Source organism: Streptomyces sp. NBC_00466 (assembly GCF_041433995.1).
Classification (GTDB): domain Bacteria; phylum Actinomycetota; class Actinomycetes; order Streptomycetales; family Streptomycetaceae; genus Streptomyces.
Map to the genome: position 1 here is coordinate 7,132,950 of NZ_CP107896.1, position 26,433 is coordinate 7,159,382.

26 protein-coding genes and 2 pseudogenes are annotated in these 26,433 nt (G+C 69.7%); 16 read left to right on the forward strand and 12 right to left on the reverse strand.

The window, feature by feature from the left end; genetic code table 11:
• Positions 1-11: 11 nt before the first annotated feature.
• From OG210_RS31935 to OG210_RS31955, 5 genes are all read left to right on the forward strand, one after another.
• Positions 12-1,157, forward strand: a complete 1,146-nt coding sequence (locus OG210_RS31935) for an NAD(P)/FAD-dependent oxidoreductase (protein WP_371540004.1) — start codon at positions 12-14, stop codon at positions 1,155-1,157.
• 34 nt (positions 1,158-1,191) lie between these two features.
• Positions 1,192-1,506 (forward strand): (2Fe-2S)-binding protein, encoded by a 315-nt coding sequence (locus OG210_RS31940; protein ID WP_328323195.1) that lies wholly within the window; start codon positions 1,192-1,194, stop codon positions 1,504-1,506.
• Complete coding sequence (locus OG210_RS31945) at positions 1,487-2,995, forward strand: NAD(P)/FAD-dependent oxidoreductase (protein ID WP_371540006.1); 1,509 nt, start codon at positions 1,487-1,489, stop codon at positions 2,993-2,995. The genes OG210_RS31940 and OG210_RS31945 overlap by 20 nt, the downstream gene beginning before the upstream one ends.
• Before the next feature lie 64 nt (positions 2,996-3,059).
• Positions 3,060-3,968 (forward strand): dihydrodipicolinate synthase family protein, encoded by a 909-nt coding sequence (locus OG210_RS31950; protein ID WP_371540009.1) that lies wholly within the window; start codon positions 3,060-3,062, stop codon positions 3,966-3,968.
• 17 nt (positions 3,969-3,985) lie between these two features.
• On the forward strand, positions 3,986-4,993 hold the full coding sequence (locus tag OG210_RS31955; RefSeq protein WP_328323189.1) for a proline racemase family protein: 1,008 nt from the start codon (positions 3,986-3,988) through the stop codon (positions 4,991-4,993).
• Positions 4,994-5,330: 337 nt separating this feature from the next.
• On the opposite strand, the gene OG210_RS31960 is transcribed toward OG210_RS31955, so the two are convergent.
• The 3 genes from OG210_RS31960 to OG210_RS31970 all read right to left on the reverse strand — a co-directional run bounded on the left by OG210_RS31960 (position 5,331) and on the right by OG210_RS31970 (position 7,204).
• On the reverse strand, positions 5,331-6,230 hold the full coding sequence (locus tag OG210_RS31960) for an amidohydrolase family protein (RefSeq protein WP_328323187.1): 900 nt from the start codon (positions 6,228-6,230) through the stop codon (positions 5,331-5,333).
• A gap of 67 nt (positions 6,231-6,297) precedes the next feature.
• Complete coding sequence (locus tag OG210_RS31965; protein WP_328323185.1) at positions 6,298-6,498, reverse strand: hypothetical protein; 201 nt, start codon at positions 6,496-6,498, stop codon at positions 6,298-6,300.
• Positions 6,499-6,733: 235 nt separating this feature from the next.
• Complete coding sequence (locus OG210_RS31970) at positions 6,734-7,204, reverse strand: hemerythrin domain-containing protein (protein ID WP_328323183.1); 471 nt, start codon at positions 7,202-7,204, stop codon at positions 6,734-6,736.
• A gap of 494 nt (positions 7,205-7,698) precedes the next feature.
• Here OG210_RS31970 and OG210_RS31975 point away from each other — a divergent pair, with 494 nt between their 5' ends.
• Both OG210_RS31975 and OG210_RS31980 read left to right on the forward strand, forming a co-directional pair.
• Positions 7,699-8,139: a VOC family protein gene (locus tag OG210_RS31975; protein ID WP_328323181.1), complete on the forward strand. Its 441-nt coding sequence runs from the start codon at positions 7,699-7,701 to the stop codon at positions 8,137-8,139.
• A 217-nt stretch (positions 8,140-8,356) separates the two neighbouring features.
• Positions 8,357-9,280 carry an oxidoreductase gene (locus OG210_RS31980; protein WP_371540013.1) on the forward strand — a complete coding sequence of 308 codons (924 nt, stop codon included), beginning with the start codon at positions 8,357-8,359 and terminating at the stop codon, positions 9,278-9,280.
• 159 nt (positions 9,281-9,439) lie between these two features.
• Here the strand turns inward: OG210_RS31980 and OG210_RS31985 are convergent, their stop codons facing one another.
• The 3 genes from OG210_RS31985 to OG210_RS31995 all read right to left on the reverse strand — a co-directional run bounded on the left by OG210_RS31985 (position 9,440) and on the right by OG210_RS31995 (position 11,546).
• Positions 9,440-10,183: a hypothetical protein gene (locus tag OG210_RS31985; RefSeq protein ID WP_328323179.1), complete on the reverse strand. Its 744-nt coding sequence runs from the start codon at positions 10,181-10,183 to the stop codon at positions 9,440-9,442.
• Between the two features lie 187 nt (positions 10,184-10,370).
• Entirely contained in the window at positions 10,371-10,739 is a 369-nt protein-coding gene (locus tag OG210_RS31990; RefSeq protein WP_328323177.1) for a VOC family protein, read from the reverse strand.
• A 33-nt stretch (positions 10,740-10,772) separates the two neighbouring features.
• Positions 10,773-11,546 carry an oxidoreductase gene (locus OG210_RS31995; RefSeq protein WP_328323175.1) on the reverse strand — a complete coding sequence of 258 codons (774 nt, stop codon included), beginning with the start codon at positions 11,544-11,546 and terminating at the stop codon, positions 10,773-10,775.
• Positions 11,547-11,626: 80 nt separating this feature from the next.
• On the opposite strand from OG210_RS31995, the gene OG210_RS32000 reads away from it, so the two are divergent.
• Positions 11,627-12,205: a TetR family transcriptional regulator gene (locus OG210_RS32000; RefSeq protein ID WP_328323173.1), complete on the forward strand. Its 579-nt coding sequence runs from the start codon at positions 11,627-11,629 to the stop codon at positions 12,203-12,205.
• A gap of 20 nt (positions 12,206-12,225) precedes the next feature.
• On the opposite strand, the pseudogene OG210_RS32005 reads toward OG210_RS32000, so the two are convergent.
• Positions 12,226-13,209: pseudogene (locus OG210_RS32005) on the reverse strand (Tn3 family transposase); the annotation flags it as partial.
• A 268-nt stretch (positions 13,210-13,477) separates the two neighbouring features.
• Between OG210_RS32005 and OG210_RS32010 the strand changes: the two are divergent.
• Positions 13,478-14,028: pseudogene (locus tag OG210_RS32010) on the forward strand (DinB family protein).
• Between the two features lie 550 nt (positions 14,029-14,578).
• Here the strand turns inward: OG210_RS32010 and OG210_RS32015 are convergent.
• Positions 14,579-15,142: a GNAT family N-acetyltransferase gene (locus tag OG210_RS32015; RefSeq protein WP_371540017.1), complete on the reverse strand. Its 564-nt coding sequence runs from the start codon at positions 15,140-15,142 to the stop codon at positions 14,579-14,581.
• A gap of 290 nt (positions 15,143-15,432) precedes the next feature.
• Between OG210_RS32015 and OG210_RS32020 the strand changes: the two genes are divergently transcribed.
• On the forward strand, positions 15,433-15,798 hold the full coding sequence (locus tag OG210_RS32020; RefSeq protein ID WP_328323169.1) for a DUF4440 domain-containing protein: 366 nt from the start codon (positions 15,433-15,435) through the stop codon (positions 15,796-15,798).
• A 224-nt stretch (positions 15,799-16,022) separates the two neighbouring features.
• On the opposite strand, the gene OG210_RS32025 is transcribed toward OG210_RS32020, so the two are convergent.
• Entirely contained in the window at positions 16,023-16,196 is a 174-nt protein-coding gene (locus OG210_RS32025; protein WP_328323167.1) for a hypothetical protein, read from the reverse strand.
• A 98-nt stretch (positions 16,197-16,294) separates the two neighbouring features.
• Here OG210_RS32025 and OG210_RS32030 point away from each other — a divergent pair, with 98 nt between their 5' ends.
• On the forward strand, positions 16,295-17,686 hold the full coding sequence (locus OG210_RS32030; RefSeq protein ID WP_371540019.1) for an MFS transporter: 1,392 nt from the start codon (positions 16,295-16,297) through the stop codon (positions 17,684-17,686).
• Positions 17,687-17,761: 75 nt separating this feature from the next.
• On the opposite strand, the gene OG210_RS32035 is transcribed toward OG210_RS32030, so the two are convergent.
• Positions 17,762-18,355: a helix-turn-helix domain-containing protein gene (locus tag OG210_RS32035; protein WP_328323163.1), complete on the reverse strand. Its 594-nt coding sequence runs from the start codon at positions 18,353-18,355 to the stop codon at positions 17,762-17,764.
• Positions 18,356-18,479: 124 nt separating this feature from the next.
• On the opposite strand from OG210_RS32035, the gene OG210_RS32040 reads away from it, so the two are divergent.
• On the forward strand, positions 18,480-19,589 hold the full coding sequence (locus OG210_RS32040; RefSeq protein WP_371540023.1) for an FAD-dependent oxidoreductase: 1,110 nt from the start codon (positions 18,480-18,482) through the stop codon (positions 19,587-19,589).
• A 74-nt stretch (positions 19,590-19,663) separates the two neighbouring features.
• Here OG210_RS32040 and OG210_RS32045 read toward each other — a convergent pair whose 3' ends face one another.
• Entirely contained in the window at positions 19,664-20,434 is a 771-nt protein-coding gene (locus OG210_RS32045) for a GntR family transcriptional regulator (RefSeq protein ID WP_371540025.1), read from the reverse strand.
• A 249-nt stretch (positions 20,435-20,683) separates the two neighbouring features.
• Here OG210_RS32045 and OG210_RS32050 point away from each other — a divergent pair, with 249 nt between their 5' ends.
• From OG210_RS32050 to manD, 4 genes are all read left to right on the forward strand, one after another.
• On the forward strand, positions 20,684-22,039 hold the full coding sequence (locus tag OG210_RS32050; RefSeq protein WP_371540028.1) for an MFS transporter: 1,356 nt from the start codon (positions 20,684-20,686) through the stop codon (positions 22,037-22,039).
• 41 nt (positions 22,040-22,080) lie between these two features.
• Positions 22,081-23,139, forward strand: coding sequence for an NAD(P)-dependent alcohol dehydrogenase (locus tag OG210_RS32055; RefSeq protein WP_371540029.1), 1,059 nt, complete (start codon positions 22,081-22,083; stop codon positions 23,137-23,139).
• 2 nt (positions 23,140-23,141) lie between these two features.
• The gene (locus tag OG210_RS32060) at positions 23,142-24,644 is read left to right on the forward strand and encodes a mannitol dehydrogenase family protein (RefSeq protein ID WP_371540031.1); all 1,503 of its coding nucleotides are present in this window, start codon (positions 23,142-23,144) and stop codon (positions 24,642-24,644) included.
• Between the two features lie 160 nt (positions 24,645-24,804).
• Positions 24,805-26,019 (forward strand): D-mannonate dehydratase ManD, encoded by a 1,215-nt coding sequence (gene manD / locus OG210_RS32065; RefSeq protein WP_328323151.1) that lies wholly within the window; start codon positions 24,805-24,807, stop codon positions 26,017-26,019.
• A gap of 46 nt (positions 26,020-26,065) precedes the next feature.
• Here manD and OG210_RS32070 read toward each other — a convergent pair whose 3' ends face one another.
• Entirely contained in the window at positions 26,066-26,362 is a 297-nt protein-coding gene (locus tag OG210_RS32070) for a muconolactone Delta-isomerase family protein (RefSeq protein WP_328323149.1), read from the reverse strand.
• Positions 26,363-26,433: the final 71 nt, after the last annotated feature.

The following is a 26,433-nucleotide window of genomic DNA, read 5'->3' on the forward strand; positions in this document are numbered from 1 at the left end:
ATATTACTGACGTGCCTACGGAAGAATCCTCGGACGTCATCATTGTCGGAGCAGGGGTGGTCGGCGCAGCCTGCGCTTACTACGCCGCCCGCTCCGGCCTCTCCGTCACCGTGCTCGACCGTGGCCCCGTCGCGGGCGGTACCACGGGTGCCGGAGAGGGGAATCTGCTGGTCTCCGACAAGGAGCCGGGCCCCGAACTCGAACTGGCGCTGCTCTCCGCACAGTTGTGGCAGGAACTGGCCGAACTGCTCCCGCCGCAGATCGAGTACGAGGTCAAGGGCGGCCTGGTCGTCGCCTCCGGCCGGGCGGGGATGGACGCACTGCGCGAGTTCGCGGCCGGGCAGGAGAAGGCGGGCGTCACCGCGGACGAGATCCCGGCCGACCGCCTGAACGACCTGGAGCCGCACCTCGCCCCCGGCCTGGCGGGCGGATTCCACTATCCGCAGGACGCCCAGGTCCAGCCCGCCCTCGCCGCCGCGCATCTGCTGCGCGCCTCGGGTGCGCGGGTACGCCTCGGTGAGGAGGTCACCGGCATCCTCACCGGCGCGCACGGCGAGGTGACGGGGGTGCGGACGGCGACCGGAGCCGTACCCGCCCGGCACGTGGTGAACGCGGCCGGCACCTGGGGTGGCGAACTGGCCCGGCTCGCGGGAGTGGGCCTGCCCGTCCTCCCCCGAAGGGGCTTCGTCCTGGTCACCGAACCGCTGCCGCGCGTGGTGCGGCACAAGGTGTACGCGGCGGACTACGTCGCCGATGTGGCAAGCGGTTCCGCGGCGCTCCAGACGTCCGTCGTGGTCGAGGGCACCCCGTCCGGCCCGGTGCTGATCGGCGCCAGCCGTGAGCGGGTCGGCTTCGACCGCACGCTGTCGACGGAGGTGCTGCGCTGTCTCGCCGCCCAGGCCACCGCCCTGTTCCCGGTGCTGGCCCAGGTGCGGGCGATGCGGACGTACGCGGGGTTCCGCCCGTATCTGCCCGACCATCTGCCCGCGATCGGCCGCGACCCGCGGGTACCGGGACTGCTGCACGCCTGCGGTCACGAGGGCGCGGGGATCGGGCTGGCTCCGGCGACCGGGCTGCTCATCGCCCGGCAGCTGACGGGCGGTGAACCACCGTTCGACGCGAACCCGTTCAACCCCGGCCGCTTCGCGACCACATGAACCTGTCCGTACGCACACTGAGAGGAGGGCCGCGGTGACCCGCACCCCTGCCGAACTGGTCGGCGCACAGCCCGACCCGCCGTTCGAGGTCACCTTCGACGGCCGTACGATCACGGCCCTGCCCGGACAGTCCATCGCCGCCGCGCTGTGGGGCGCGGGCGTCCTCGCCTGGCGAACCACCCGCGGCGGCGGTCGTCCCCGCGGCGCGTTCTGCGGCATCGGACAGTGCTACGACTGCCTCGCCACCGTCAACGGAGAGCCCAACAGACGGGCCTGCCTCGTCCCCGCTCGTCCCGGCGACGCGATCACCACCCAGAAGGGACACGGCCATGCCGGGCTCAGCGTCTGAGCCGTACGACCTCGCGGTGATCGGCGCAGGCTGCGCCGGACTCGCGGGCGCCGTAGCAGCATCCGAACTCGGCCTGTCGGTCGCCCTGTTGGACGCATCGGGGCAGGTCGGCGGCGCGTTCTACCGGCATCCCGCGCCGACCCTGGGGGCGGCGCGGCCGCAGGCCCTGCATCATGGCTGGTCCGCGTTCACGGAGCTGCACCGTCGTCTGGCGGCGAGCGGCGTCGACCACCTGTCCGCCCACCACGTGTGGACCGTGGCGCGGGAGGACGGAGAGCTGTGGGTGGTGCACGCCGTCACCGGCGCCGACGGCGACGGGGAGCGCCCGGCCCGAGTGCGGGCCCGCGCGATCCTGCTGGCGACCGGCGCGTCCGAGCGGCAACTGCCCTTCCCCGGCTGGACCCTGCCCGGGGTCGTGGCCGCCGGGGGCGCACAGGCGATGCTCAAGTCCGGGCTCGTACTGCCGGGCAAGCGCGTGGTCGTCGCGGGCAGCGGGCCGCTGCTGCTCGCCGTCGCCTCCTCGCTCGCCGGGGCCGGAACGCGCATCCCCGCCGTCGTCGAGGCGTCCGGCTATCTCGGTTACGCCCGCCACCCGCGCGCCCTCGCCGTGAGCCCGCACAAGTGGGTGGAAGCAGCCGTCCACGGCGCGGCGTTGCTGCGCCACCGGGTGCGGTTGCGGACCCGCAGCGCGGTCACTGAGGTGCTCGGCACCGACCGGGTGGAGGCCGTGACCGTATCCCGTGTCGATGCCGACTGGCGTCCGGTGCGGGGGACCGGCCGCACGATCGCCTGCGACGCGCTGGCCGTGGGGCATGGCCTGGTCCCGCAGATCGACCTGGCCACGGGCCTCGGCTGCACGACCCGGCGCACGCCCGACGGCACGCGCGCCCTCGTCCTGGACGACCTGCAGGAGACCTCGGTGCCGGGCATCTGGGCCGCGGGTGAGACGGGCGGCGTAGGCGGCTCGCAACTCGCCTGCACTGAGGGCGAGTTGGCTGGCATCGCGGTGGCCGCACAGCTGTGCGGGACACGCCTGTTGGACGGCGGCAGGCGCGTCCGGGTACTGCGCCGCCGCCGTGACCGGATGCGCGCCTTCGCCTCCGCCATGGCCACCGCACACGCGCCCGGCCCCGGCTGGACCGGCTGGCTGCGCGACGACACGGACGTGTGCCGCTGTGAGGAGGTGAGCGCGGGCCGCATCCGTGAAGCCGTTACCGACTTCGGCGCCCGTGACGCCCGTACCGTCAAGCTCCTCACCCGGGCGGGCATGGGGTGGTGCCAGGGCCGTATGTGCGGGGCGGCCGTCGACTGCCTCGCGACGGGCGGAGGCGAGGGCGCCGTACGGCCGTCCGTCGAGCGCCGTCCACTCGCCGTGCCCGTACGGCTCGGGGCACTCGGCTCGCTCGATGAGCCCGCCGTATCCGATACCGATTCCGGCCGTGCCGGTGAACCCCGTACGGCCGGAAAGCCCGACACCCGGCGGGCCTGACGGCACAGAGCATCTCCATGCAGGTCAAGTGAATGTCACACGCTATAGAGGGAGAGTCACCCACGTGATCACCACCACCTGGAACGCCGAACGCCCCTGGCGCGGCATCATGGTCGCCACCGCGCTCCCGCTGCGCGACGACTTCTCCGTCGACTACGACGCCTACGCCGAGCACGTCCGCTGGCTGATCGACAACGGGTGCGACGGTGTGGTCCCCAACGGGTCCCTCGGCGAGTACCAGACCCTCACCACCGAGGAGCGTGCCCGCGTGGTGCGCACCGCCGTCGAGGCCGCGGGCGACGGCGCGCGAGTGATGCCCGGAGTCGCCGCCTACGGCAGCGCCGAGGCCCGCCGCTGGACCGAGCAGGCGGCCGAGGCGGGCTGCGGCAGTGTGCTGCTGCTGCCGCCGAACGCGTACCGCGCCGACGAGCACGCCGTCAGCGCTCACTACGGCGAGGTCGCCAAGGCGGGCCTGCCGGTGGTCGCCTACAACAACCCCATCGACACCAAGGTCGACCTGACCCCGGCCCTGCTCGCCGCGCTCCATCGTGAGGGAAGCGTGGTCGCGGTCAAGGAGTTCACCGGTGACGTCCGCAGGGCGTACGAGATCGCCGAACTCGCCCCGGAACTCGACCTCCTCGTCGGGGCGGACGACGTGGTGCTGGAACTGGCGACCGCGGGTGCAGTGGGCTGGATCGCGGGATATCCGAACGCCTTCCCCGCCACGTGTGCCACGCTCTATCATGCCGCCGTCGCCGGTGACCTGGAGTTGGCGCTGCCCCTCTACCGTTCGCTCCACCCGCTGTTGCGCTGGGACTCCAGGACCGAGTTCGTGCAGGCGATCAAGCTCTCCATGGACATCGCAGGCCGCCACGGAGGTCCCACCCGCCCGCCGCGCTCCTCCCTCACCGCGGAGGCCGGGGCCACGGTGCACGCGGCCACCGAGAAGGCCATCGCCCAGGGCCACCACTGACCGACGAAGGGACGTCCATGCGCACTCGTCATGTCTTCCATGCCGTCGACTCGCACACCGAGGGCATGCCCACGCGCGTCATCACCGGTGGCGTCGGGGTGATCCCCGGCACCACCATGGCCGAGCGCCGGCTCCACTTCATCGAGCACCTGGACCACCTCCGTACGCTCCTGATGTACGAGCCGCGCGGTCACGCCGCCATGAGCGGCGCGATCCTGCAGCCTCCGACCCGGCCCGACGCCGACTACGGGGTGGTGTACATCGAGGTGTCCGGTCTGCTGCCGATGTGCGGGCACGGCACCATCGGGGTGGCCACTGTCCTGGTCGAGACCGGGATGGTTCAGATCAGTGAGCCCGTCACCACGGTGCGGCTGGACACCCCGGCCGGCTTGGTCAAGGCCGACGTGCAGGTCGAGGACGGCAGGGCGAAGGCCGTCACGCTCACCAATGTGCCCGCCTTCTGCGTCGGTCTGGACCGCAAGGTCGAGGTGCCGGGTTATGGCACCGTGACGTACGACCTGGCCTTCGGCGGGAACTTCTACGCGTTCGTCGAACTCGACGCGCTGAGGCTGCCCTTCGACCGGGCCCGCAAGGACGACCTCCTCGCCGCCGGTCTCGCCGTCATGGGCGCCATCGACGCCTCGCCCGACCACCGGCCGGTCCACCCGGAACAGGCGGAGATCGAAGGGGTGAAGCACGTCTACCTCATCGCACCGGGCTCGGACGCGCACCGCTCGCGGCACGCCATGGCCATCCACCCGGGCTGGTTCGACCGCTCGCCGTGCGGCACCGGCACCTCCGCCCGCATGGCCCAGCTCCATGCTCGCGGTGAACTCCCGCTGCACCGCGATTTCGTCAACGAGTCCTTCATCGGTACCGAGTTCACCGGCCGTCTGGTGGACCGGACACAGGTCGGCGGGGTGCCGGCGGTTGTCCCCACCATCACCGGCCGTGCCTGGATCACCGGCACCGCCCAGTACTTCCTCGACCCGGACGACCCCTTCCCCGGAGGCTTCCTCCTATGACCCCCCCCCGGATCGCCCCCGGTCCCCGGGCGTCCGCGACCTCGCGTCGTGACCTGCCGCGCTGAGCTTGCGGGCCGGATAGCCGCCGATGGCTCCTGCCCCGATAACGGAAGTTCCATGAGGTGCTGTCGTGGAAGGGCCGTTGGGACAGCGCTCAGGGGGGGGATGGCAATGCCTGATCGTCCGGTGAGGTTGGTCCCGTGCAGTGTCCTGGCCTGGGTCGACCAGGTTGGATGTCAAACGATCAGTTCTGCCTCGGGCCTCGCTTGCCGGAAGCACCGGGGCTGGGCTCCTTGTCGCCGTAGCAGAGCCGAGCACGCTGACGCACAGGTTGTGGTCAGAGGCCGAACAGGTCGGCTGCGTTGTCATGGCATACGGCCCGGAGCCAGTCGCGCCCCAGGTCCAGCCGCTCCAGGGCCTGGAGTTGATGCAGATAGGGGTAGGGGATGTTGGGGAAGTCCGTTCCCAGCAGGATGCGGTCGCCGAGGTCGGCGAGACGGGGCAGGGCCTGGCGGGGGAAGGGCATGAAGTCTTCGGTGAAGTCGGTGAACGTCATCGTCGTGTCGAGGCGTATCTGGTCGTAACGCTCGGCGAGGTCGAGGAACTCCAGGTATTCGGGCATGCCCATGTGCGCGACGATCAGGCGCAGTCTCGGGTGTCGCGCGAGTACCCGGGCGATGGGGTCGGGGCCGGTGTGTTTGCCGGGCGCGGGCCCGGAGCCGCAGTGCATCACCACGGGAGTTCCGGCCTCGGCCAGCAGCCCCCATGCCGCCTGAAGTTGTTCGTCGGCCGGGTCGTATGCCCCCACCTGTACGTGGGCCTTGAAGACCCGTGCGCCGGCTTCGAGGGCTTCGCGGACGTAGGTGGTGACGTCGGGTTCGGGGTAGAGGGTGGCGGTGTGCAGGCAGTCGGGGGTACGGCGGGCGAAGTCGGCCGCCCAGGTGTTCAGCCACCGGGCCATGCCGGGTTTGTGAGGGTAGAGCATGGAGGTGAAGGCCCTTACGCCGAACTCGCGCAGGAGAGCCGTGCGCTTCGCCTCCTCTTCCCGGTAGGTGATCGGCCACTTCAGGCTTCCGATCATGGGCCCGCTGGTGTCGAAGTAGTCCCATACCTTCTGCAGGACCCGTTCGGGCATGAAGTGGGTGTGGACGTCGATCAGCCCGGGCAGGCCGAGCCCGGTCCAGAAGCCGCGGACCTCGCCGGCCTCGTCGCTCACGACTGTGCGGGGGGTACTCACCTGGCGCTGCCTTCTTCCGGATGGCCGACTGCTGCCTGCTCATGATCGTTCATGCCTGCTCGCGATCTCACGCGAGGTCCAGGCCCTCGCCGGCGGCGGCGCCGGTCGAGGGGGCTATGGCTACCCCCGCGACGCCGAGGAACGTGCCGCCCAGTTCCTGCCAGGGTAATCCCGCGTGCAGGGTCGGCTGGAGCAGGTCGATGAACCCTGGGGCTGCGGCAGCGTACCTGCGCTCGGTCCGCAGCAGCCCCCGTCTCATCGAGATCATCCGCAACTTCCGTGAGCGCATCACCGAGGTCGAGGCCCGCACCGATGCAATGAGGCGCCGCCGGACAGGGCCTATAGGCCCGCCGTGATGGTGAGGCAGCTCGCTTCACTTTGGGTGGCAGTGCGACTCACCCGCCACACCTCGCGCAGAAGCGGCTAACGGGCATCTCGCGAAGCGCACCGGTACTGATCATTCTGAAGGTGGCGGTCACCACCAGCCATGGTCGGGTCCGGGATCAGAGCGGGCCCAGTACCTCTCGGGGTGCGGATTCCAGCTCAAGTGTCTCGAGCACGGTGAGCAGTTGCCGCTCCTCATAGCGGAAGTGGCTCTCCATAATCGCGGCGACGCCTTCGAGGTGATGTTCGAGCTCCTCAGGCGGCGCGGCCCGGTCGACCGCGGCACGGAGGCCGTTGAGCAGGTGGGCGATCATCGAATGATCCTGCTCGAGCGAGCGCAGCACCGGGCGCAGCTCCGGGTGCGCAGCTGCGATGGCCGGGAACAGGGTGCGGTCTTCGCCCTGATGGTGGCCGTCGAGAGCCGAGCAGAAGCCGTGGCAATACAGCAGCAGTTCACGGGTGGCCGCCTCACCGGGGGTGCCGTCGACCAGGGAGGCGCGCGTCACGGACAGCGCTTCGCGTAGTCGGTTGTGCACCTGACGGAGTTCTTGGCTCCAGGCAACGAGCCTGGTCGTCTCGCGCTCAGTCACGCGAGCGCGAAGGGCGCGACAAATGCATCATCGGTCTCCTTCGGTCCGGCGCCTCCATGCCTGACACGGTCTGCCACCGGCACGCGACGCTTCACACACCCTACCGCGCCTGATGTTCGGCCGGTCCGGAAACAGGCAGCTCGGGCGGCCAGGACATCACGCAACTGGCATACGGCGAGCTCACTTTGGTGATGAGTGGGGATCAAGTGGTAGAGATCGGTGGCGCGCCGGTGCACGAGTCCGTTGCGGTAGTCGGCCGGCCGGGAGGCCCGTCAGGACAGCGGCCGTGCCCCGGCAAGCCTGCTCGATGTCGCCGACGTGGTGGAAGCAGGCACGACCGGACCGACACCGGCGGACCGGGTTGCGGCCGGCTCGGCATCATGACTGGCGGGGATTCCGGGCCCTCGGCCTCAACGACTTCCTGTCCGTCTGAACGAAGGGAAACGGCCTCGACCTACGTCCGCCTCGTGGCCGCGGTCCTTATGCTCTGAACCATGACTATTCAGCGGATGGACAACGTCGCCATCGTCGTCGATGACCTGGACGCGGCTGTCGCGTTCTTCACTGAGCTCGGCATGGAGCTTGAAGGCAAGGCGCACATCGAAGGCCGGTGGGCCGACCGTATCGTCGGACTCGACGGCCTGCGGAGCGAGATCGCGATGATGCGTACCCCGGACGGCCACAGCAAGCTGGAGCTGACCAAGTACCACGCCCCCGCGGTGAACCGCACCGAACCGGAGATCCTTCCGCCCAACACGCTGGGTCTGCACCGCGTGATGTTCGCCGTCGATGACATCGACGACACCGTCGCCCGCCTACGCGCCCACGGCGCCGAACTCCTCGGCGAAGTCACGCAGTACGAGAGTATCTTCCGACTCTGCTACCTCCGCGGTCCCGCGGGCGTCATCGTCGCCCTGGCCGAACAGATCGGCTGACGCGGGCCTGCTGGTCGTTGCGCTCGCCTCAGTGCAAGCCGCGCGATCCTGCGCAACTTGGTCCCGCCCGATGCTCCCTCGAAAGTTCCAACGGCTCCGCGACGATGGTTAGTTCCCGATAGGAATGTGACGTTTCGCCCAGCCTGTTGACCTGTCGCAGCTCACCGCGACGGCCCCATACTCCAGGACCTGACGAATCGACGGGCGAAGGAGCACGGTGAGCGCAGCTGCGGCAGCAGGGACCTGGAGGCTCGGGGACCTGGAGGTGAATCGCATCGGCTACGGCACGATGCGTCTGACGGGCAACGGCATGATGGGGAACTCTGACGGCACGCCGATCGACCGCGATGTCGCCGTAGGCCTGCTGCATAAGGCGTTCGAGGAGGGTGTCAACCACATCGACACGGCTGCCTTCTACTTCTCGCCACTGCGGTCCGCGAACGAGCTCATCAACCGAGCCCTATCATCCTGGTACGGGGACGTGGTCGTGGTGACCAAGGTCGGCCCGGCGCGCGATCCCTCCGGCGAGTGGCTCACCAAGGCCCGCCCCGACCAGCTGCGCGGCCAGGTAGAGGAGAACTTGCGACAGCTTGGCCGTGACTACCTGGACGTGGTGAACCTGCGCGCCAACGGCCCCGGCACGGCCTCGATCGCCGAGCACTTCGGCGCCCTCGCTGAGCTGCGCGAGGCCGGCCTGGTCCGCCACCTCGGGCTCTCCGGTGTCCTCCCTGAGCACGTGGCCGAGGCCCAAACGATCGCGCCGGTGGTCTGCGTGCAGAACTCCTACGGCCTGGACTGGCGCCGCGCTGACGAGAGCGGCCTGGTGGACCTGTGCGGGGAGCAGGGCATCGCCTTCGTTCCGTTCTTCGCGGTCTCTGGCCTGCGGCGTGAGGCAGCCGCAGGCCAGGAGCACGACACGCGAGTCCATTCCGTCGCCCGCGCCCACAATGCGACACCGGCTCAGGTGCGGCTCGCCTGGACCCTCCACCGCGGTCCACACGTGCTGGCCATTCCCGGCACTACGAACCCGGCACATCTGGCAGAGAACATCGCCGCCGGAACCCTGCGTCTGACCGAGGAGGAATTGGCCGTCCTCGACAAGCCGGTCAGCCCCGCGACTTCACCGCGAACCCACGGATAAAACCGGAACTCGTGGGGTGGCTGTGCGACATCCCGCGAGTTCCTCTGAGCCCCGTCGAGTCCCCAACCTCGTGGCCAGTGGGTTCTTCCTCCTTCGGGTGTTACGTGGCTCCATGACCGGCCTCGGGAGCATCGGTACAGCGGTTGGCGCTGAGAACGATCACGACCCGGTCGGTGTGAGCGTGCTGACGCGGTTCTCGTACTCGCGGCGCGCCTTGCGCTGCGCCGGGATCGCGGGGAGGCCGTGGCCGCCGTCGAGCGGCTGGCAGCGGGTGAGGAACTGTCGGTGCAAGGAGAGGACGGCGGTGACGCGCAGGGTGTAGCCCTGGCCGCGTCGTACGGTCACCCCCTGGTCGAGCGCGGCCCGCGCGACGGAGTCCAGTTCGGCGGTGCGGAGGAAGTCGGCGATCTTGCCCGGCATGTCGAGGGTGACCGGCAGCTCCGGCGCCGGGGAGTCCTCCTCAATGCCGGTGTGGTCGGGCAGGAGGTCGGCGACTGCCGTGCGGATCGCGCCGCGGCTGACGCAGTGGTCGCGGGCGAGGGCGGCGATCGAGCGGCCCTCCAGGTACGCGGTGCGTACGTCGCCGGTCTTCGCGGCCGCCACGGCGGGGCGGCGTCCGCCCTTGTTGCCCTTGGCCACGGCGGTGCGCAGTCCGTCGTAGGTCAGTTCCCGCTGGAGGTCGCGTTGGAGTTCGCCGGCGGCGGCGAGGGTCTGCACCATGAACTTCAGGGTGGACAGCAGTTCGCCGAACTTCGGGCGCTGGAGCGGGTGGAGGCGGCTGGAGGTGCCCGCCTCCTCCTCGAAGACGACCGGGTCCTCGATCTGGGCCTCGGCGAGGACGAGGTCCTGCCGGGCGGTCGACTGCTGGTCGGTCGACACCCTTTTGTAGACGAGATTGGCCACGCTGTTCCCCGCTTCTGCCGTCGCATCGGACCTGGGGTGTCATCTGACCCTGTCGTCAGCCGTCATCGGATCTCATTGGATCCGAGGCGCCGTCAGGCCCGGGAAAACCTGGGTCGATTGGACGCCGGGAAGCCCTGTCGTCATTCGATCGTTTGACGACAGGCGCCCACGATGAGCGATGGCAGTCTCAGGCCGCGCGGAGGCAGAAGGGATGTCCGGCGGGACTGGCGTACACGCGGCTGCCGGTGCTGGCGTCTGAGCTGGACTCCTCTGTGGGGCGCAGGCGGGTGGCGCCGGCGTCGATGGCGGCGCGGTCGGCGGTCGCGAGGTCTTCGACGCCGAAGTCGAGGTGCATCTGCTGGGGGGCGCCGTTCGGCCAGCCCGGGGCGGTGTGGCTGGGGGCGGACTGGACGACGATCACGGGCAGGCCGGGGGCCTGGATGAAGTGGTGGGTGGGGGTGGTGGTGGTCGAACCGCCGAGCAGGCGGTGCCAGAAGGAACCTTCCGTCTCGATGTCGGCGGCGTCGATGATCACGGAGGTCAGGGTGAGGGGCATGGTGGTGGACCTGTTCTTGGTGCCGGCTGGTGTTCAGACGGTGGGGAGGATGCCTCCGTCGACGCGGAACTGTGCTCCGGTGAGCCATTTCGCGCGGCTGGAGGCGAGGAAAGCGATCATCTCGGCGACGTCCTCGGGGTCTCCGGGGCGGTCCATGGGGATTTTCAGGTGGTCCACGATCTGGCGGGTGATCTCGTCCGTGGTCACGCCCTGCTGCTCGGCCATGTGCCGCAGGTGGGCGGTGGCGCCGTCGGTGACGACGAAGCCGGGAAGAACGCAGACCACGCGCACTCCGTGTTCGCCGACCTCGGTGGCCAGTTCGCGGCTGTAGGCGTTCAGTGCGGCCTTGGCTGCGGCGTAGGAGGCTTCCGTGCGCTGGGGCAGCTGGCTGGCGATCGAGGAGACGTGCACGACGACGCCGGAGCCCCGCTCGACCATGCCCGGCACCAGGGCCCGGTCCAGGCGCACGGCGCTCAGGAGGTTCATCCCCAGGTCCGCGTGCCAGGACTCGTCCGACCTGCTCAGGGTCGGCGCCGGGGGGCTCGCCGCGCCGGCGTTGTTCACGAGGACATCCACGCCGCCCATGTGGTCGATGACGCGGCGGCCGAGGTCGGCCACCCCCTCCGGGGTGGAGAGGTCCGCCGGCATGAAGGTGGCGCCGCTGTCCGCGGCGGGCCGACTGCGGGAGGCCGTCAGCACGGTCGCGCCCGCGGCAATGAACCGGCGCACGGTCGCCGCACCCAGGCCCCGACTGCCGCCGGTGACCAGGACCCGCAGGCCCTCCAGCCCCTCATCGGTGATCGGCAACGGATAGTCCTTCCGTAAGATGAACCTGACTCCGGAAACGATACAGATAAACGGAACCGGACTCATCTTATGGAGGTTCCTTGCCGTCACCACGCCCGCTGCGCGCCGACGCGCGCCGCAACCGTGAAGCCTTGCTGTCCGCTGCCCGCGAAGCATTCCTCGCCGGTGACACCGACGCGCACGTGGAAGAGATCGCCCGCAGCGCCGGAGTCGCCGTCGGAACGCTCTACCGGCACTTCGAGACCCGCGAGGCACTGATCGAGGAGGTCTACCGCAAGGAAGTCGACGACCTGTGCGCCGCACCCGAGCAGCTGCTGGAGCACCACGCCCCGCAGGAGGCCCTGCGCCGCTTCCTGCTCCTGCTGGTCGACCACGCGGCCGTGGGCAAGGGGATGTCCGTCGCGCTGGAGAGCATCATGGCGAGCGACTCACCGGTCTTCGACGACGCCCGCACCCGCATGGGCGACGCCCTCACCCGCCTCCTCGAGGCCGGATCCGCGGCCGGCACCGTCCGCGGCGATGTCACCGGCCCCACCCTGCTGCGGGCCCTGGGCGGTATCTGCGCCATGCGCGTGAGCGACGGGTGGCTCGACGAAGCCCGCCAGATCACCAACCTCCTCCTCGACGGCCTGCGCCACGGTGCCCCTCACGCGACGTGAGCCGAAGAGGGCGCGGCGTGCTACTCCTGCCCGCCGTCGTCCTCGTCCAGGTCCGGGGCGTCCGCATCACGCAGCGGCCGCAGGGTGCCGGCGACCGGGACGCTCGCGGTGAAGCTGTAGCGTCCGAGCAGGTTCAGGTTCCGGTGCTTGAGCGGGGAGAGCCGGGCGACATCTTCGACGCGGATCTCGTGGCCCTCGGCACGCAGCTGGGCGACGGCCGCGTCGATGTACTTCGTGGTCCACAGCACGATGGCGTTGAGTACCAGGCCGAGCGCGCCGAGCTGGTCCTCCATCCCGTCCCGGTACGCCTGGTGGATGGTGCCGCGCTTGCCGTGGCACACGTCGCGGGCGAGCTTGTGCCGGGACTCCTGCACGGTGAGCTGCCGGTTCATCTGGCGGCGGTAGGTGTCGTCCACCGGGTCGACCACGCGCAGCAGGTGCTCGGTCTTCGCGATCCGCCCGTACTCGGCGAACGCCGCCCCGAGCGGGTTGGGGCGGCCGTCGCGGCCGAACATGCGCAGCAGGTCGTAGGCGCGGACCTGGTTGGTGACCAGGGAACCGGCGACCTTCAGCATGTCCGGCCAGTGCGTGATCACCTTGTTCAGGTTGACCCGGTTACGGGCCAGCTCCTCCACCGGGCCGTACGTACCGGTCTCGACGCCGGGCATCGTGGCCCGCCAGAACCGCTGATCGTCCAGGTCGCGGAAGCGGGGGCTGAAGTTGTAGCCGAGGATCTTGAACAGGCCGAACACCATGTCGGAGTACGAGGCGTTGTCGGTGGCCACCATCTCCGGCTTGACGCCGCCATCGAGGTTCAGCAGGGCGTCCACGATGTGCAGGGAGTCACGCGGGGTGCCGGGCACGACCATCTGCCCGATGCCCGCGACCTGGTCGTTGACGGCGTTGAGCCAGGTGATGCCGTGCTTGAACCCGAAGTACTTCGGCGACGGGGCGGCGTTGATGGTGCGGACCGGCACCTGGAAGCGCAGCCCGGTCGCAAGCGCTGACGACGTACTTCATGTTCCTGGAGCCGCGCCTGCGAGCCCTTGTTCCTGCGCCCCTGGAAACCGAGCCTGAATCTTAAGCGTCAGATGTTCGGCCGGGCGGGCTTCCAACTCCTCCGGAAACGTGTCCTCATGGCCTGACACAGCGTGACCCCACCTATCACGGCACTGCTCCACATCAGTCATGGCAGCACGCATGGGCCGTAGCAACTGGCCTCGATGTCAGTGGCGCCTGTCAGGCTCGGCCCGACCTCGACCAGGAAGGCAGATGATGACCGGTACACCCGCACCCAGGCACTATGCACCTCGATGGACTGGTGACACCCGCTCCGCTCCACCTGCAGCGGGCAGTGAGCGAGAAACGCTGAGCGCGGTTCTGGAGTGGCACCGGACAACGTTCGATCTCAAGTGCGCCGGCCTGCAGAAGGACCACCTCTCTGAACGGTCGGTGCCTCCCTCCACGCTGTCCCTGCACGGCTTGGTGCGACACCTGGCTGGCTGCGAGCGCTGGTGGTTCCGCATCCAGTTCGCTGGCGAGGACGTTCCGATGCTCTACTACTCAGACGAGACCCCAATCAGGACTTCGACTGCCTGGACGGTGACGTTGATGAGGCCTTCGCCGTCTGGCGGGCAGAATGCGAACAATCACGGCACGTCGTCGCCGCCGCAACGTCGCTGGGTCAAACAGGTATCCGCAAGAGCACCGGCGAGCCGATCTCATTGCGAATGATCATGGTGGAAATGATTGCCGAGTACGCGCGGCACAACGGCCACGCTGACCTCCTGCGAGAACGCATCGACGGGTTGATTGGTATGTGACTCGACGCTCCAACCTGGATGATCGACCCGCGCAGACTTCTCCAACTCTGCCGAAACGCCACCCTGCCGGAGACGGCGTCGCCCGGTTTGTTCCGCGCGCCTGGCTCCACAGTGTTGGCGGGCCGCAGCGGGCAGGCCCAATGCTCGACAACGCTGGGCCAAGCCAGCTTCGCCAGGAGTTACCAGGTTCGGCGGTTCGACGCTGCAGCGCCAGGGTTCACCGTGGTGACGACGCTTTCCGGGCGGCGCTATGGCGGAGGTGTGAGATATGGGCGGGGTGGCGAGGTGGATGCCGTTGGCGCGGGCGCACCGCGCAGCCGGATCCGTGGCCCCATGACCATCGTGGATCAACGACTGCAGCTCCGACAGAGGATTGATCGCAGGGCTGGTCGCGGCCAGGTCCGGTGCACGTACCCACCCGGCTGCTCTACCGAATTTGCGTCCTCCGCGGGGCGCAAAGGTGAGCGCGAGAGCGTGTCCGAACGCGACTGCATCGGCCTGATCGGCGAGCCCACTAGCAGCTCAAAGCCCCGATTCTGTCGCACCGTGGCTACTGCTGATCCCACTGCTCCTTGGTGATCTCGTACCGCACGCCCCCGTGCTCGGAGCCCTCGACCATCTCCATGTCGGGGGGAGTGGCGATGGTGTCCGTGAGCGTCATTTCGAGCTTCTCCATGATGTTGCGCGAACCGTGGTTCACGGACATCGTCTCCGCCCAGACATTGCGCACACCGAGCTCCGTGAACGCCTTGCCCAGCAAGGCCCGCGATCCCTCGGTGGCATATCCCTTGCCCCAAGACGCCTGCCGCAGCCGGTAGCCGAGTTCGACTTCGTCCAGCGGGCCCTGTGGCTCGGGGCGCAGGATGAACCAGCCGATGAACGCGCCGCCGTTCTTCTCGTGCGCGGCGAACAGTCCGAGGTCGCCGCCCCACTTCTCGTAGCCGGCGAGGATGTTCGGCAGGTACCGCTCGCGGACCAGCTCCGGCGCGGTCGGATTGCCGCCGGTCAGGTAGCGCATCACCGCTGGGTCGCTGTCCAGCTCGATCAGCAGGTCCGCGTCATCGGCAGTGAAGCGGCGCAGGGCCAGGCGCTCGGTCTCCAGGTAGGTGTCCACGAGCCGATCATGCCTGAAGGCAGGTCGAGCGGCCCAACGGTTTTCCTCGGATGCCCCGGGCGGACCCTGGCCGTACGACATCGGATCGCCGGGCTCAATTCGTCTCCTGCGGCGTGCTGTTCGGCCCGGGTGCGGGCAAGTCGGGTGACACAGCCACGAGGTCCTGTCGTACGGGCATCCTGCCGTGTGGCTGTCCGGCCGGGAGTGTGCTCACCGAAGTTCCTCCCTCGGGGGCAGAGCTGTCACCGATATTCGCTGTGACGGGTGAGGGGTGTCCGTAGGGTTCGTACATGGCAGACGACAGCGAGCGGGCCGTTGAGGCGGCTATTGCGGCGGAGATGCGGCTTCTCGACCCCGATGTGCGTGCCGCGCCGGGGCTGGTCTCGGAGCTGCTGGACCCGGAGTTCACCGAAATCGGAGCGTCGGGACGACGCTGGGACGCAACGTCGATCCTCACGGTGACGAGTGCTGGTTCAGTGGTCCCGGAGTCGCCGGTGGTGGTCAGCGAGATGACGGGGGCCGTCCTGGCTCCCGGCATCGTTCATCTGACGTACTTCTCCGCCAACAGAGGGCGTCGTGCCTGGCGTAGCTCCCTGTGGCGTCTGACGGAAACGGGCTGGCGGATGTACTTCCACCAGGGCACCCTGGCGAGCTGAGCGATCGAGCCCGCCGCCCGTGGGGCAGGCCGCGGGCAGATGTCGGGCGTCCTGGGCCGGCGCTGCCCCCTCGGGAGGCGTCGACGGGCCGGGGCCCGGGTTTGCGCATGGTGTCCGATGCCGGGCGGCCTTCGATACCGGCCGCACCGGAGCTGTCGTGGCGGGCTTGGTGAGGCCGGACAAGCGGGTGGCATGAAAGAGCGAGGCAGCGGGCAGGTGGACGTTCACATGTTCGCCCGCACGGTCGCGAACGACCTGGTGTGCGACGGGCGGTGGATCAGCTTGGAGCGTGCTGCCCCTTGATGCGTGCCGAAGCGTTCGCGCGGTGGATTCGCAGCCGCGTCGGCGGTGTCGCCGGCAGAGTCGCCGTACCTGGCGAGCGCATCGCCACCCGTCATCGTGTCGTGACACCCGGTCACTCGCGGGTGCGGCCGGTGCCGCAGCTGACCCGCCCGTGACCCGCGGGAACAACCGAAGAGCACGAAAGGGCCCGCCCATGAGCACAGCTGCCGCGATTCCGCCGACACCCGCAGGACCCAGCCATCACACCCGCCGCTTTCTGCGCCGGCTGACCGTCGCTACAGGCGGCGGAATGTTCGTCGACGGCTTCGTCTTCGCCTCGGTGGCATCCGCCCTCGCCGGCAGCGCGATGGCTCGCGACATCGGCGTCACCTCGACGTGGAACTCACTGATTTCCTCTTCGACACTGATCGGTACGTTCTTCGGCGGTCTGCTGCTCGGCTATGTCACCGACCGGCTCGGCCGGCGCCCGATGTTCACGATCGATCTCTCGGTCTTCCTGGCGTCCGCCCTGCTGATGCTGTTCGTCACCTCCCCCTGGATGGTTTTCGCGCTCGGTCTCATCATGGGCGTCGCGGTGGGGGCGGACTATTCGATAGGCTCTCCGCTCCTTGCCGAGTTCGCACCCAGCGAGAAACGCGGTCACTATCTGGGGATCCTGGAGATCCTCTGGAACGTCGGCTATGTGGTCGCCTACCTCCTTGGCTACATCATCAACACCACCTGGCCGGGCGCCTGGCACATCACGCTGGCCGCCAGCGCCGTTCCCGCGGTGTTCTGCCTGCTGATCCGCCACGGCCTGCCCGAGTCACCGCGCTGGCTGATCTCCAAGGGCCGCAGGGACGAGGCGGTGGCCGTCATCGAGCGCGACCTCGGGACCACTCTGGACAGCGAGGACTTCGGCTCCGAAGAGATCGAACAGACGCGATACCGCGAGTTGTTCTCGGGCGCGTACCTGCGCCGCACCGTGTTCGTGTGCACATTCTGGATCTGCATCGTGCTGCCGTACTTCGCGCTCACGTTCTTCCAGCCGGCTGTCCTGCGTGCCATCGGCCTGGGCGGCAACGCGCTGGCCGGCGCGCTGATCGGGACGATCGTCGCCCTGACGGGCGCGGCCACCGGCTGGTGGCTCGTCGACCGCGTCGGCCGCCGCACGATCCTGGTCTGGCCGATGTTCGGCTGCGCGCTCGCCCTGTTCCTGGTGAGCCTGGGCCATGTGCTGCCGGTGTGGCTGGCCACCGTGTGCTTCTTCGGCTACCTGTTCTCGTACGGGATCATGAGCATCCTTCCCGGCATCTATCCGGACGAGGTCTTTCCCACCTCGATCCGCACCTCCGGGGTCGGTCTGGCTTCCGCCGCCAGCCGCATCGGCGCGGCGATCGGCACGTTCCTGCTTCCGGTCTCGCTGGACCACCTGGGCCTGAGCTGGTCCATGATCTTCATGGCGGCGGTGTCGCTTGTCGGCGGGATCACGGCCCTGATGTGGGCACCGGAGACGAACGGCCTCCAACTCACCGCCACGGGACACCGCGAGGCGGACACGGGCGGTTGGTGGTCGACCAAACCGGTGCTGGTCCAGGACAGTTGAGGCAGCAGGACTGCGGCACCCGCGACCCGTAGCGCTTGGCCGATCCGGTCTCGCAGTCGACACCCGCGGGCCGGGTCAGTTGCCCGGATGGGAGGCTGCCCAGCCGTGTTCGAGCAGGGCGAATACCTCGTCGGCGGCTCGGTGCGGTTCGGTGTGCCGCAGGATGAGACTGCGGGCCTCAAGGGCGAAACGGGCCAGGGCGGCGCAACTGACATCGTCCTCGGGTGCGCCTGCAGCCTCGGCGATGGCCCTCGCCAGGGCCGCTTCGTGGCGCGTCCACATGTGGTGGGCGTAGTCGCGCAGTGCGGGAGTCCCCTGCACCAGGCGCGTGAAATCGGCGAACCGCGGGTCCGCGGCATGGACGGCGAACTGGGTCTGCGCCAGCAGGAGGTGCTCGCGCAGCGCCTGGGGGATCGACTGGCTCGGGGCGCGCTCGCGCACGGCGGCGACGAGTGCTGCTTCCAGGTCGTCGTCCTGATCGAAGACCAGGGCTTCCTTGCCGGAGAAGTGCTTGAACAGGGTGGTCACCGAGACATCGGCGGAGTCGGCGATGTCTTTGACGCCGACCTGGTCGTAGCCGCGCTCGAGGAAGAGCTCAAGTGCGGCGTCGGCCAGGGACTGGCGGGTCTGGGCCTTCTTGCGCTCGCGGCGCCCGGTCGGTTCGGTCACCCGCACACCGTACCGCAAAGCACATTCGCTAAGAAAATGTAGTCATTGCACTTATTTAGTGAGTGTGCTTTCTTGGTGAGGCCGGGGCTCCCGGCGGCCCACCCACCTCCCGAGGGGCACTCCCATGAACTCTGCTCGTGATCCCCGTATCGCGATTGTCGGCGCCGGTCTCGGTGGCCTCGTCTGCGCGCGAGTCCTGCAGCAACACGGCCGCTCCGTCACCGTCTTCGAGCGCGAGGCATCCGCCGATGCCCGCCCGCAGGGCGGCTCCCTCGACATGCATGCCGAGACCGGTCAGGCCGCCCTGCGTTCGGCGGGGCTCCTCGACCGATTCCACGCACTCGCCCGCCCCGAAGGAGACGAGTGGCGCGTGCTCGACTTCGCCACCGCCGGCCTCCAGGCGCACCAGGGGCCTTCCGCCGCCGGCGGCCGACCGGAGATCGACCGGGGCCAACTGCGCGGTCTGCTTCTGGACTCGATCACCGAGGGCACGGTGCGGTGGGACCGCGCTGTCAGTGGGGTCACCCCACGGACGGACGGCACCTGCCGCCTGCTCTTCGGTGACGGCACCGCCGAGGACTTCGACCTGGTGGTCGGTGCCGACGGCGCCTGGTCACGCGTCCGTCCGGCCCTGTCGCACGCCGCACCCGGCTACACCGGGGTCACCTTCGTCGAGACCGGATTCGACCACTGCGACACCCGCCACCCCGCCCTCGCGCGACTGGTCGGCAACGGGTCGATGCTGGTGAAGGGCGCCGGCAGGTCCTTGGTCGCCCAGCGCAACAGCAACGGCCACATCCGTGCCTACATCGCGCTCCGCGCTCCGGAGGACTGGCACGTGGCGGCCGGTATCGACCTCGGTGACCAGCAAGCCCTGCGGACGCACCTGCTGAGGATGTTCGACGGCTGGGACGAGGGCCTGCGCTACATCCTGCGGAACGGCGACAACGAGTTCATCAACCGGTCCCTGTTCGTCCTGCCGGCCCCGCACACCTGGGAGCATGTTCCCGGCGTCACGCTGCTCGGCGACGCGGCGCACCTGATGCCGCCGGTCGGGCTGGGCGCCAACCTCGCGATGCTCGACGGCTCCGACCTCGCCCATGCCCTCGTCACCGAATCCAGCCTCGGCGACGCGGTCCGCGCCTACGAGGGCATCATGCTGCCGCGCTCGATCGAGGCCGCGACGGGCAGCGCGCAGGGACTCGACCACCTCGTTCCCGTGACGGCATCCTGAGCCGACTCCGTCGTCCCCAACCCCGCGCCCGCGCCCAGCGGCGCGGTGTTGTGGCTCCGGGTCTGGGACCGTCGTCAGGCTCGTAGTCCGGGGTGGACGCGGGGGCGGGCAGGGAGCGTCCGGCCGTGCGGTTCGGTGAAGAGTTCCGGGTGGTTCGCCTGAATCGTCCCGATGTCGTCGAAGACTCCCTGGAGATGTCCGCGCAGCGCCTTCTCCGCACTCGCGGCATCGCGCCGCTCCAGTGCGTCGACCACCGCTGTGTGCTCGGCGATGAGGTCCTCGATGCGGTGGGGGAGAGGGAGGCTGAGACGTCGGGCCCGGTCGAGATGGGCCTTGGCGGTGGTGACCGTGCGCCACAGCGTGCGGTGTCCGCTGGCTTCCATCAGGCGGCGGTGGAACGCCTCGTCCTCTTCGAAGAACGCGTCCGGGTCCGCGGCGGTGAGCGTCGCGCGCTGGGTGTCGAGGATGGTGCGCAGAGCCGCGATGTCCTCGGCGTCGGCGCGTTTCACCGTCTCGCGCAGTGCGGCCAGTTCGAGTGCTTCGCGCATGAACTGGGCTTCCAGTACGGCATCGACGCTGATGCGGGAGACGAACGTGCCGAGTTTCGGGAAGACATCGACCAGTGACTCCTCGCCGAGCAGGATCAGTGCCTCGCGTACAGGGGTGCGGCTGACGTCGAGTTCGGCCGCGAGTTCATTCTCGGAGAGCGGGGCGCCCGGCAGCAGTTCCAGGGAAGTGATCCGGGACCGCAGGAGTGCGTGCACACGGACGCGGACCGACTCCTTCGCGGGCGCCGCCGGGGTGCGGTGCGGGGTGGATCTCGTGGGTCGCTGCGGGGCTGCCATGACGTCACCTTCTCACTTTCAACTGCGGAAATTCTTACATACAAGGCTTGTATGTAAGCCGTCGGGGGAGTAGAAAATGTCGTCGGGAGTCCCCGCACCCCCTTTCGGTCCCCCCAGGCCGCAGCCCACCCCGCTCGTACATCCCGCCTGTACATCCGCCCGTACACCACCCCTGTCCCCGCACGAAGGAGTCGCCGTGTCCGATGTCCACGACGCCTTCGACCGGCCAAGGACGACCGGAGGTCCCCGATGACGACGCGCCCCGTCACCGAAACCGAGGCCACGCAGGCCCCACCAGGAACGGCCCACCCCACCCGGCCCCGGGGCCGGGGCAAGAACGTCCGCTGGAGCATCGCCCTGCTGTGCTTCGGCGGTCTCGCGGTCAACTACCTCGACCGTTCCACGCTCAGCGTCGCGCTGCCCACCATGTCGAAGGACCTGCACATAGGCCCCGAGACCCAGGGCTTCATCCTCAGCGCCTTCTTCCTCACCTACGCGCTGTGCCAACTGCCCGCCGGCGCGCTGCTCGACAGGTTCGGCGTCAAGAGGGTCTTTGCCATCGGCGCCATCTGGTGGTCGGTCGCCACCGTCGGCATGGGCCTGGTGCGCGGCGTCGGCACGCTGGTCGGGGCGCGCCTGCTGCTCGGCGCGGGCGAGGCCGCCGGCTATCCGGCCCCGGCCAAGGCGGTCTCGCGCTGGTTCCCGCGGCACGAGCGGACCCTCGCCAACAGTGTCTGGGACAACGGCGCCCGGGTCGGCACCGCCATCGCGCTGCCGCTCGTCACCCTGCTCGTCTCCGCCTTCCACTGGCGCGTCGCCTTCATCTCCTGCGGTCTGCTCGGCTTCCTGTGGATCATCGGCTGGTGGAGGCTGTACCACGAGCCCGCCGACCACCCGAAGCTGACCGGTGAGGAACGCGCCTACATCGAGGCGGGCGGCGCCCGCGTGGAGGAGACGCCCGCCGGGAGCGCGGTTGCTGCGCAGGTGCGCTGGCGCGACCTGTTCCGGTACCGGACGGTCTGGGGCATGATGCTCGGCTTCTTCTGCCTCAACTACGTCATCTACTTCTTCATCACCTGGTTCCCCAGCTACCTCGTCGACGAGCGCGGATTCGATCTCCTCAAGCTCGGCTTCTTCGGGACGGTCCCGGGTCTCGTCGCCATCGGCGGATCGCTGCTCGGCGGATTCACCGCCGACCGGCTGCTGCGCAAGGGCTGGTCCACCACCAAGGTCCGCAAGACCTGCCTGGTCTCCGGAACGCTGTGCTCATCGGTGATCGCGCTCGCGGTTGTCGTGCCGACCGCGGCCGGCGCCCTCGCACTGCTCTCGCTCAGCTACGCGTCGCTGACCTTCGCCACCGCGTCCGTCGCCTCGCTGCCCGCGGATGTCGCGCCCACCGCCGGGCACGTCGCTTCCCTCGCAGGCATCCAGAACTTCGCCTCGAACGTGGCGGGCGCCCTCGGCCCCATCGTCACCGGATACCTGCTGGTGTGGTCCGGCGGCTCGTACCTCGTGCCGCTGCTCGTCTCCGGCGCCCTGTCGATCGTCGGCGCCCTCACCTACGCGTTCGTGATCAAGAGCGTCGAACCGCTGCCGGCCCGTTAGTCCCGGCCCGCCCCCACCCCGTAGACAGAAAGGTTCGCCCCGTGGCCAGGACCACGCAACGCGCCGCCGTGCTGCACGGACCCAAAGACCTGCGCATCGAGGACCGCCCGGTGCCCGAGCCCGCGGCGGGTGAGGTCCTCGTCGCCGTCCGCGCGGTCGGGCTGTGCGGCTCGGACCTGCACTACTACGCCCACGGGCAGAACGGCCCGAACGTGCTGCGCCAGCCCACCGTGCTCGGTCACGAAGGCGCCGGAGTCGTCATCGGGCACGGCGCGGGCGTGGCCGCTCCGCCGTACGGCACAGCCGTCGCGGTCGAGCCCGCGCACCCCTGCGGACGCTGCGCCCTGTGCCGCGCCGGGCGCTACCACCTCTGCCCCCGGGGCACCTGCTTCGGCTCCCCGCCCACCGATGGCGCCCTCGCCGATTACGTATGCGTTCCGCAGGACTTCGTACACCCGCTGCCGGGGACCATGGACGTACGGCTCGGTGCGCTCGTCGAGCCGCTCGCCGTGGCCGTGCACGCCGTGCGGCGCAGCGGGCTCGAACCGGGCGCGCGGGTCCTGGTCACCGGGGCCGGGCCGATCGGCGCGCTGGTCGCGCAGGTCGCCGCCACGGCAGGGGCCGGATCCGTGACGGTGTCCGATGTGGCCGCCGCCCGGCGGGAGTTCGCCGCCCGGCATGGCGCCGCGACCGTGGATGCCGCCGACCTCACCCCCGACCCGGAGCGTGCATACGCGCTCGCCGACCCGGACGGATACGACCTCGTCCTGGACTGCTCCGGCGTCGGACCCGCCCTGGTCTCAGGGATCCGGGCCCTGCGCCCGGGAGGCACCGCTGTTGTCGTGGGCAACCCGGACCGGCCGCTCACCGACCTCCCGCTGGCCTGGATGCAGCGCCAGGAACTGTCCTTGGTCACCTCCTTCCGGTACGCCGCCGGGGACTTCCCGGCAGCTGTCCGGCTCGCCGCGTCGGGGCGGATCCAGCTGGCCGAACTGGTCACCGCCGCCTTCCCGCTGGAGCGGGCCGCCGAAGCCCTCGACACCGCACTCACTGACCGCACCCAGCTCAAAGTCCTGATCGAGCCGGGCGGGGAGGCCTGACCATGGACACCCGCACCCTGCCCCGCCTCTCCCGGGCACACCTGCCCGTCCCCGGTCTCGCGCTGCCGCCGGGCCCGCCCGAACCGGGCATCGTCCACCTCGGCCTCGGCAACTTCCACCGCGCCCACCAGGCCGTCCACACCGCCGACGCGCTGCGCCACACCGACGGGCCCTGGGGCATCACCGGGGTGTCCACGAGCCCCGGCCGCGGGCCCCGGCCGGTGATCACCGGCATGGCCGAACAGGGCGGCCTGTACACGGTGTTGACGTTGCGCCGCGACGGTGGCGTCGCGGCCGCAGTCCCCGGTGTGCACCGCGCCGGCCTCGCCGCCGACGGGCAGGGCGCCGAAGTCCTCGCCGCGATCGGCAGCACCACGACCCGCATCGTCTCCCTCACGGTGACCGAGAAGGGCTACACCTCCGGCCCCGGCGGACATCTCGACCTCGACGACCCGCTCGTCCGCGCCGACCTGGCAAACACCACCCCCCGAACCGTGCTTGGGATCATCGTGCGCGGACTGCAGCAGCGGCTCCGTACGGGCGCGGCACCCGTCACGGTCCTGTGCTGCGACAACCTGATGGACAACGGCCACCAACTACGCCGACTGCTGGGCGAGTTCATTGCCGCACTGCCCGCGCCCGAACGCGACGACCTCCAGGCCTACCTCGACGCGTCCGTGTCCACACCGAGCACCATGGTCGACCGGATCGCGCCCGCCACCACCGACGAGCACCGCGCCCTGGTCGCCCGCGCGTTCGGCATCCGCGACACCGTGCCGGTGCCCGCCGAGCCGTACAGCCTGTGGGTACTGCAGGACCACTTCCTCGCCGGCCGGCCCGCCTGGGAGGCCGCGGGCGCCGTCTTCACCGAAGACGTGGCCCCGTACGAACTGATGAAGCTGCGCCTGCTCAACGGCGCGCACTCGCTCCTCGCCTACCTGGGCCTGTTGCGCGGCCACCGCTCCATCGAGCAGGCCGTCACCGACGACCTGCTCGGCGCCGCCGTCGAGGCGGCCATGCGGGACGAGATCCTGCCGACCGTCACCGAACCGCAGGGCATGCCCGGCAAGGCGTACATCGCCGAACTCCTCGAACGGTTCGCCAACCCGGCGCTCGGCCACCGCACCGCCCAGGTGGCCTCCGACGGTTCCTCGAAGATCCCGGTGCGCTGGGCGGGTGTCATCGAGGAGTCCCTGGCCGCAGGGCGGGTGCCCCGGATACTCGCCGCCGGTGTCGCCGCGTACACGCGCATCGTCACCGGCGGCGCAGACGCCTACGACGAGCAGGCGCTCGGCACGGTCCACGACGCCGCACGGGCCCGCCTGGCCGAACTGACCCGGCGTACGTCCGAACCCGGCGAGGCAGCAAGACTGATCCTCGCCGATGGCCGACTGCTGCCCCAGCAAGTGGCGCAGCACGAGGCGTTCGTCAGCGCCGTCGCCGAGGCCGCGCGGACGCTGCACACTCACGGAGTCGAAGCCGCCCTGCGCTGGGCCCGCACCTGAACCCCGGTGCCGGCCGCCGAACCCGTGCGACGGCCGGCACCCTGCACCTCCCCACTGTGCACCTCCCCACCCTGCACCTCCCCACGCTGCGTCTTCCCACCAGGCAACTCCGTCCGCCCCACGAAGCGGCTTTCCCGTCCTACGAAGAGAACGGCAACCCATGGCCACGATCACCTCCGCCGAGGTCTCTGTCACCTGCCCCGGCCGCAACTACGTCACCCTGAGGATCACCACGTCCGACGGCGTCACCGGCATCGGCGACGCGACCCTCAACGGCCGCGAGCTGTCCGTCGCCTCCTACCTGCGCGACCACGTCTGCCCGACCCTCATCGGAAAGGACCCGGCCCGCATCGAGCACCTCTGGCAGTACCTGTACAAGGGTGCCTACTGGCGGCGCGGCCCGGTCACCATGACCGCCATCGCCGCCGTCGACGTAGCCCTGTGGGACATCAAGGGCAAGGTCGCGGGCCTGCCCGTGTATCAGCTGCTCGGCGGCGCGGCCCGCGACGGCGTCACCGTCTACGGCCACGCGAGCGGCAACACGATCCCCGAACTCCTCGACGACGTAAGGCGTTTCATCGACAAGGGCTTCCGCGCGGTGCGCGCGCAGGCGGCGGTGCCGGGCCTGGAGCGCGTCTACGGCATGCGCAAGGGAGACGGCGCGACGTACGAGCCTGCCGACGGCGCCCTCCCCACCGAGGAGGTCTGGGACACCGGCGCCTACTTGGACTTCGTGCCGACGTACATGGCCGCCGTCCGCGAGGAGTTCGGCTACGGCTTCCAGCTCCTGCACGACGTGCACCACCGGCTCACCCCGATCGAGGCCGGCAGGCTCGGCAAGTCCCTGGAGCCGTACCGGCTGTTCTGGATCGAGGACCCGACTCCGGCCGAGGACCAGGAGGCGTTCCGCCTGATCCGCCAGCACACCACGACACCGCTCGCGGTCGGCGAGATCTTCAACTCCATCTGGGACTGCCAGCACCTGATCACCAACCGGCTGATCGACTACGTCCGCACCTCCGTCTCCCACGCGGGCGGAATCACCCACCTCCGTAAGATCTTCTCTCTGGCCGAGCTGTACGGGGTGCGCTCCGGCTCGCACGGCGCGGGTGACCTCTCCCCGGCATCGCTCGCCGCCGCACTCCACGTCGACCTGTCCGTACCGAACTTCGGCATGCAGGAGTACATGGCCCATCTGCCCGGCTACGAGGAGGTGTTCCACACTTCCTGGACGTTCGAGGACGGCCTGATGCACCCCGGCGACCAGCCCGGCATCGGCGTCGATTTCGACGAGGCGGCAGCCGCGAAGTTTCCGTACGAGCGCAAGTACCTGCCGGTCAACCGCTTGCGGGACGGGTCCGTTCACGACTGGTGAGCCCCATCCTCTTCATCCAGGAGGGGATCAATGACGTGACGCCGGATCAGTCCGTGGTTCCCGGGTCGTTCGGATGAGCGGTGAGCGGTGTGACTGTGTCGTGTCGCCACACCCGCAGCGGCATCGACGCGAGCACCGTCTCCAGGTCCGCAGCGTCCTGCGCACTGAACAGCCCCCAGGTACGCCACTCGCCAGGGGCGAGGGGCGGGCGCCACAGCCGCCGCAGGTGCCCCTGTGCGGCGAGCTGGCGTGACCGATCCGCCTCCCGGGCCCGCATCTGTGACACGGCCTCGTCGGATGTGCCGTCCGGGACGCTAGTCACCATGTCCACCAGAAATTCCATGGACAGCTCTCCTCCGTGTCCGCATGACCACGCCTTGTGCTCATCTCCGTTCGTTCTGTCCCGCGACAGCC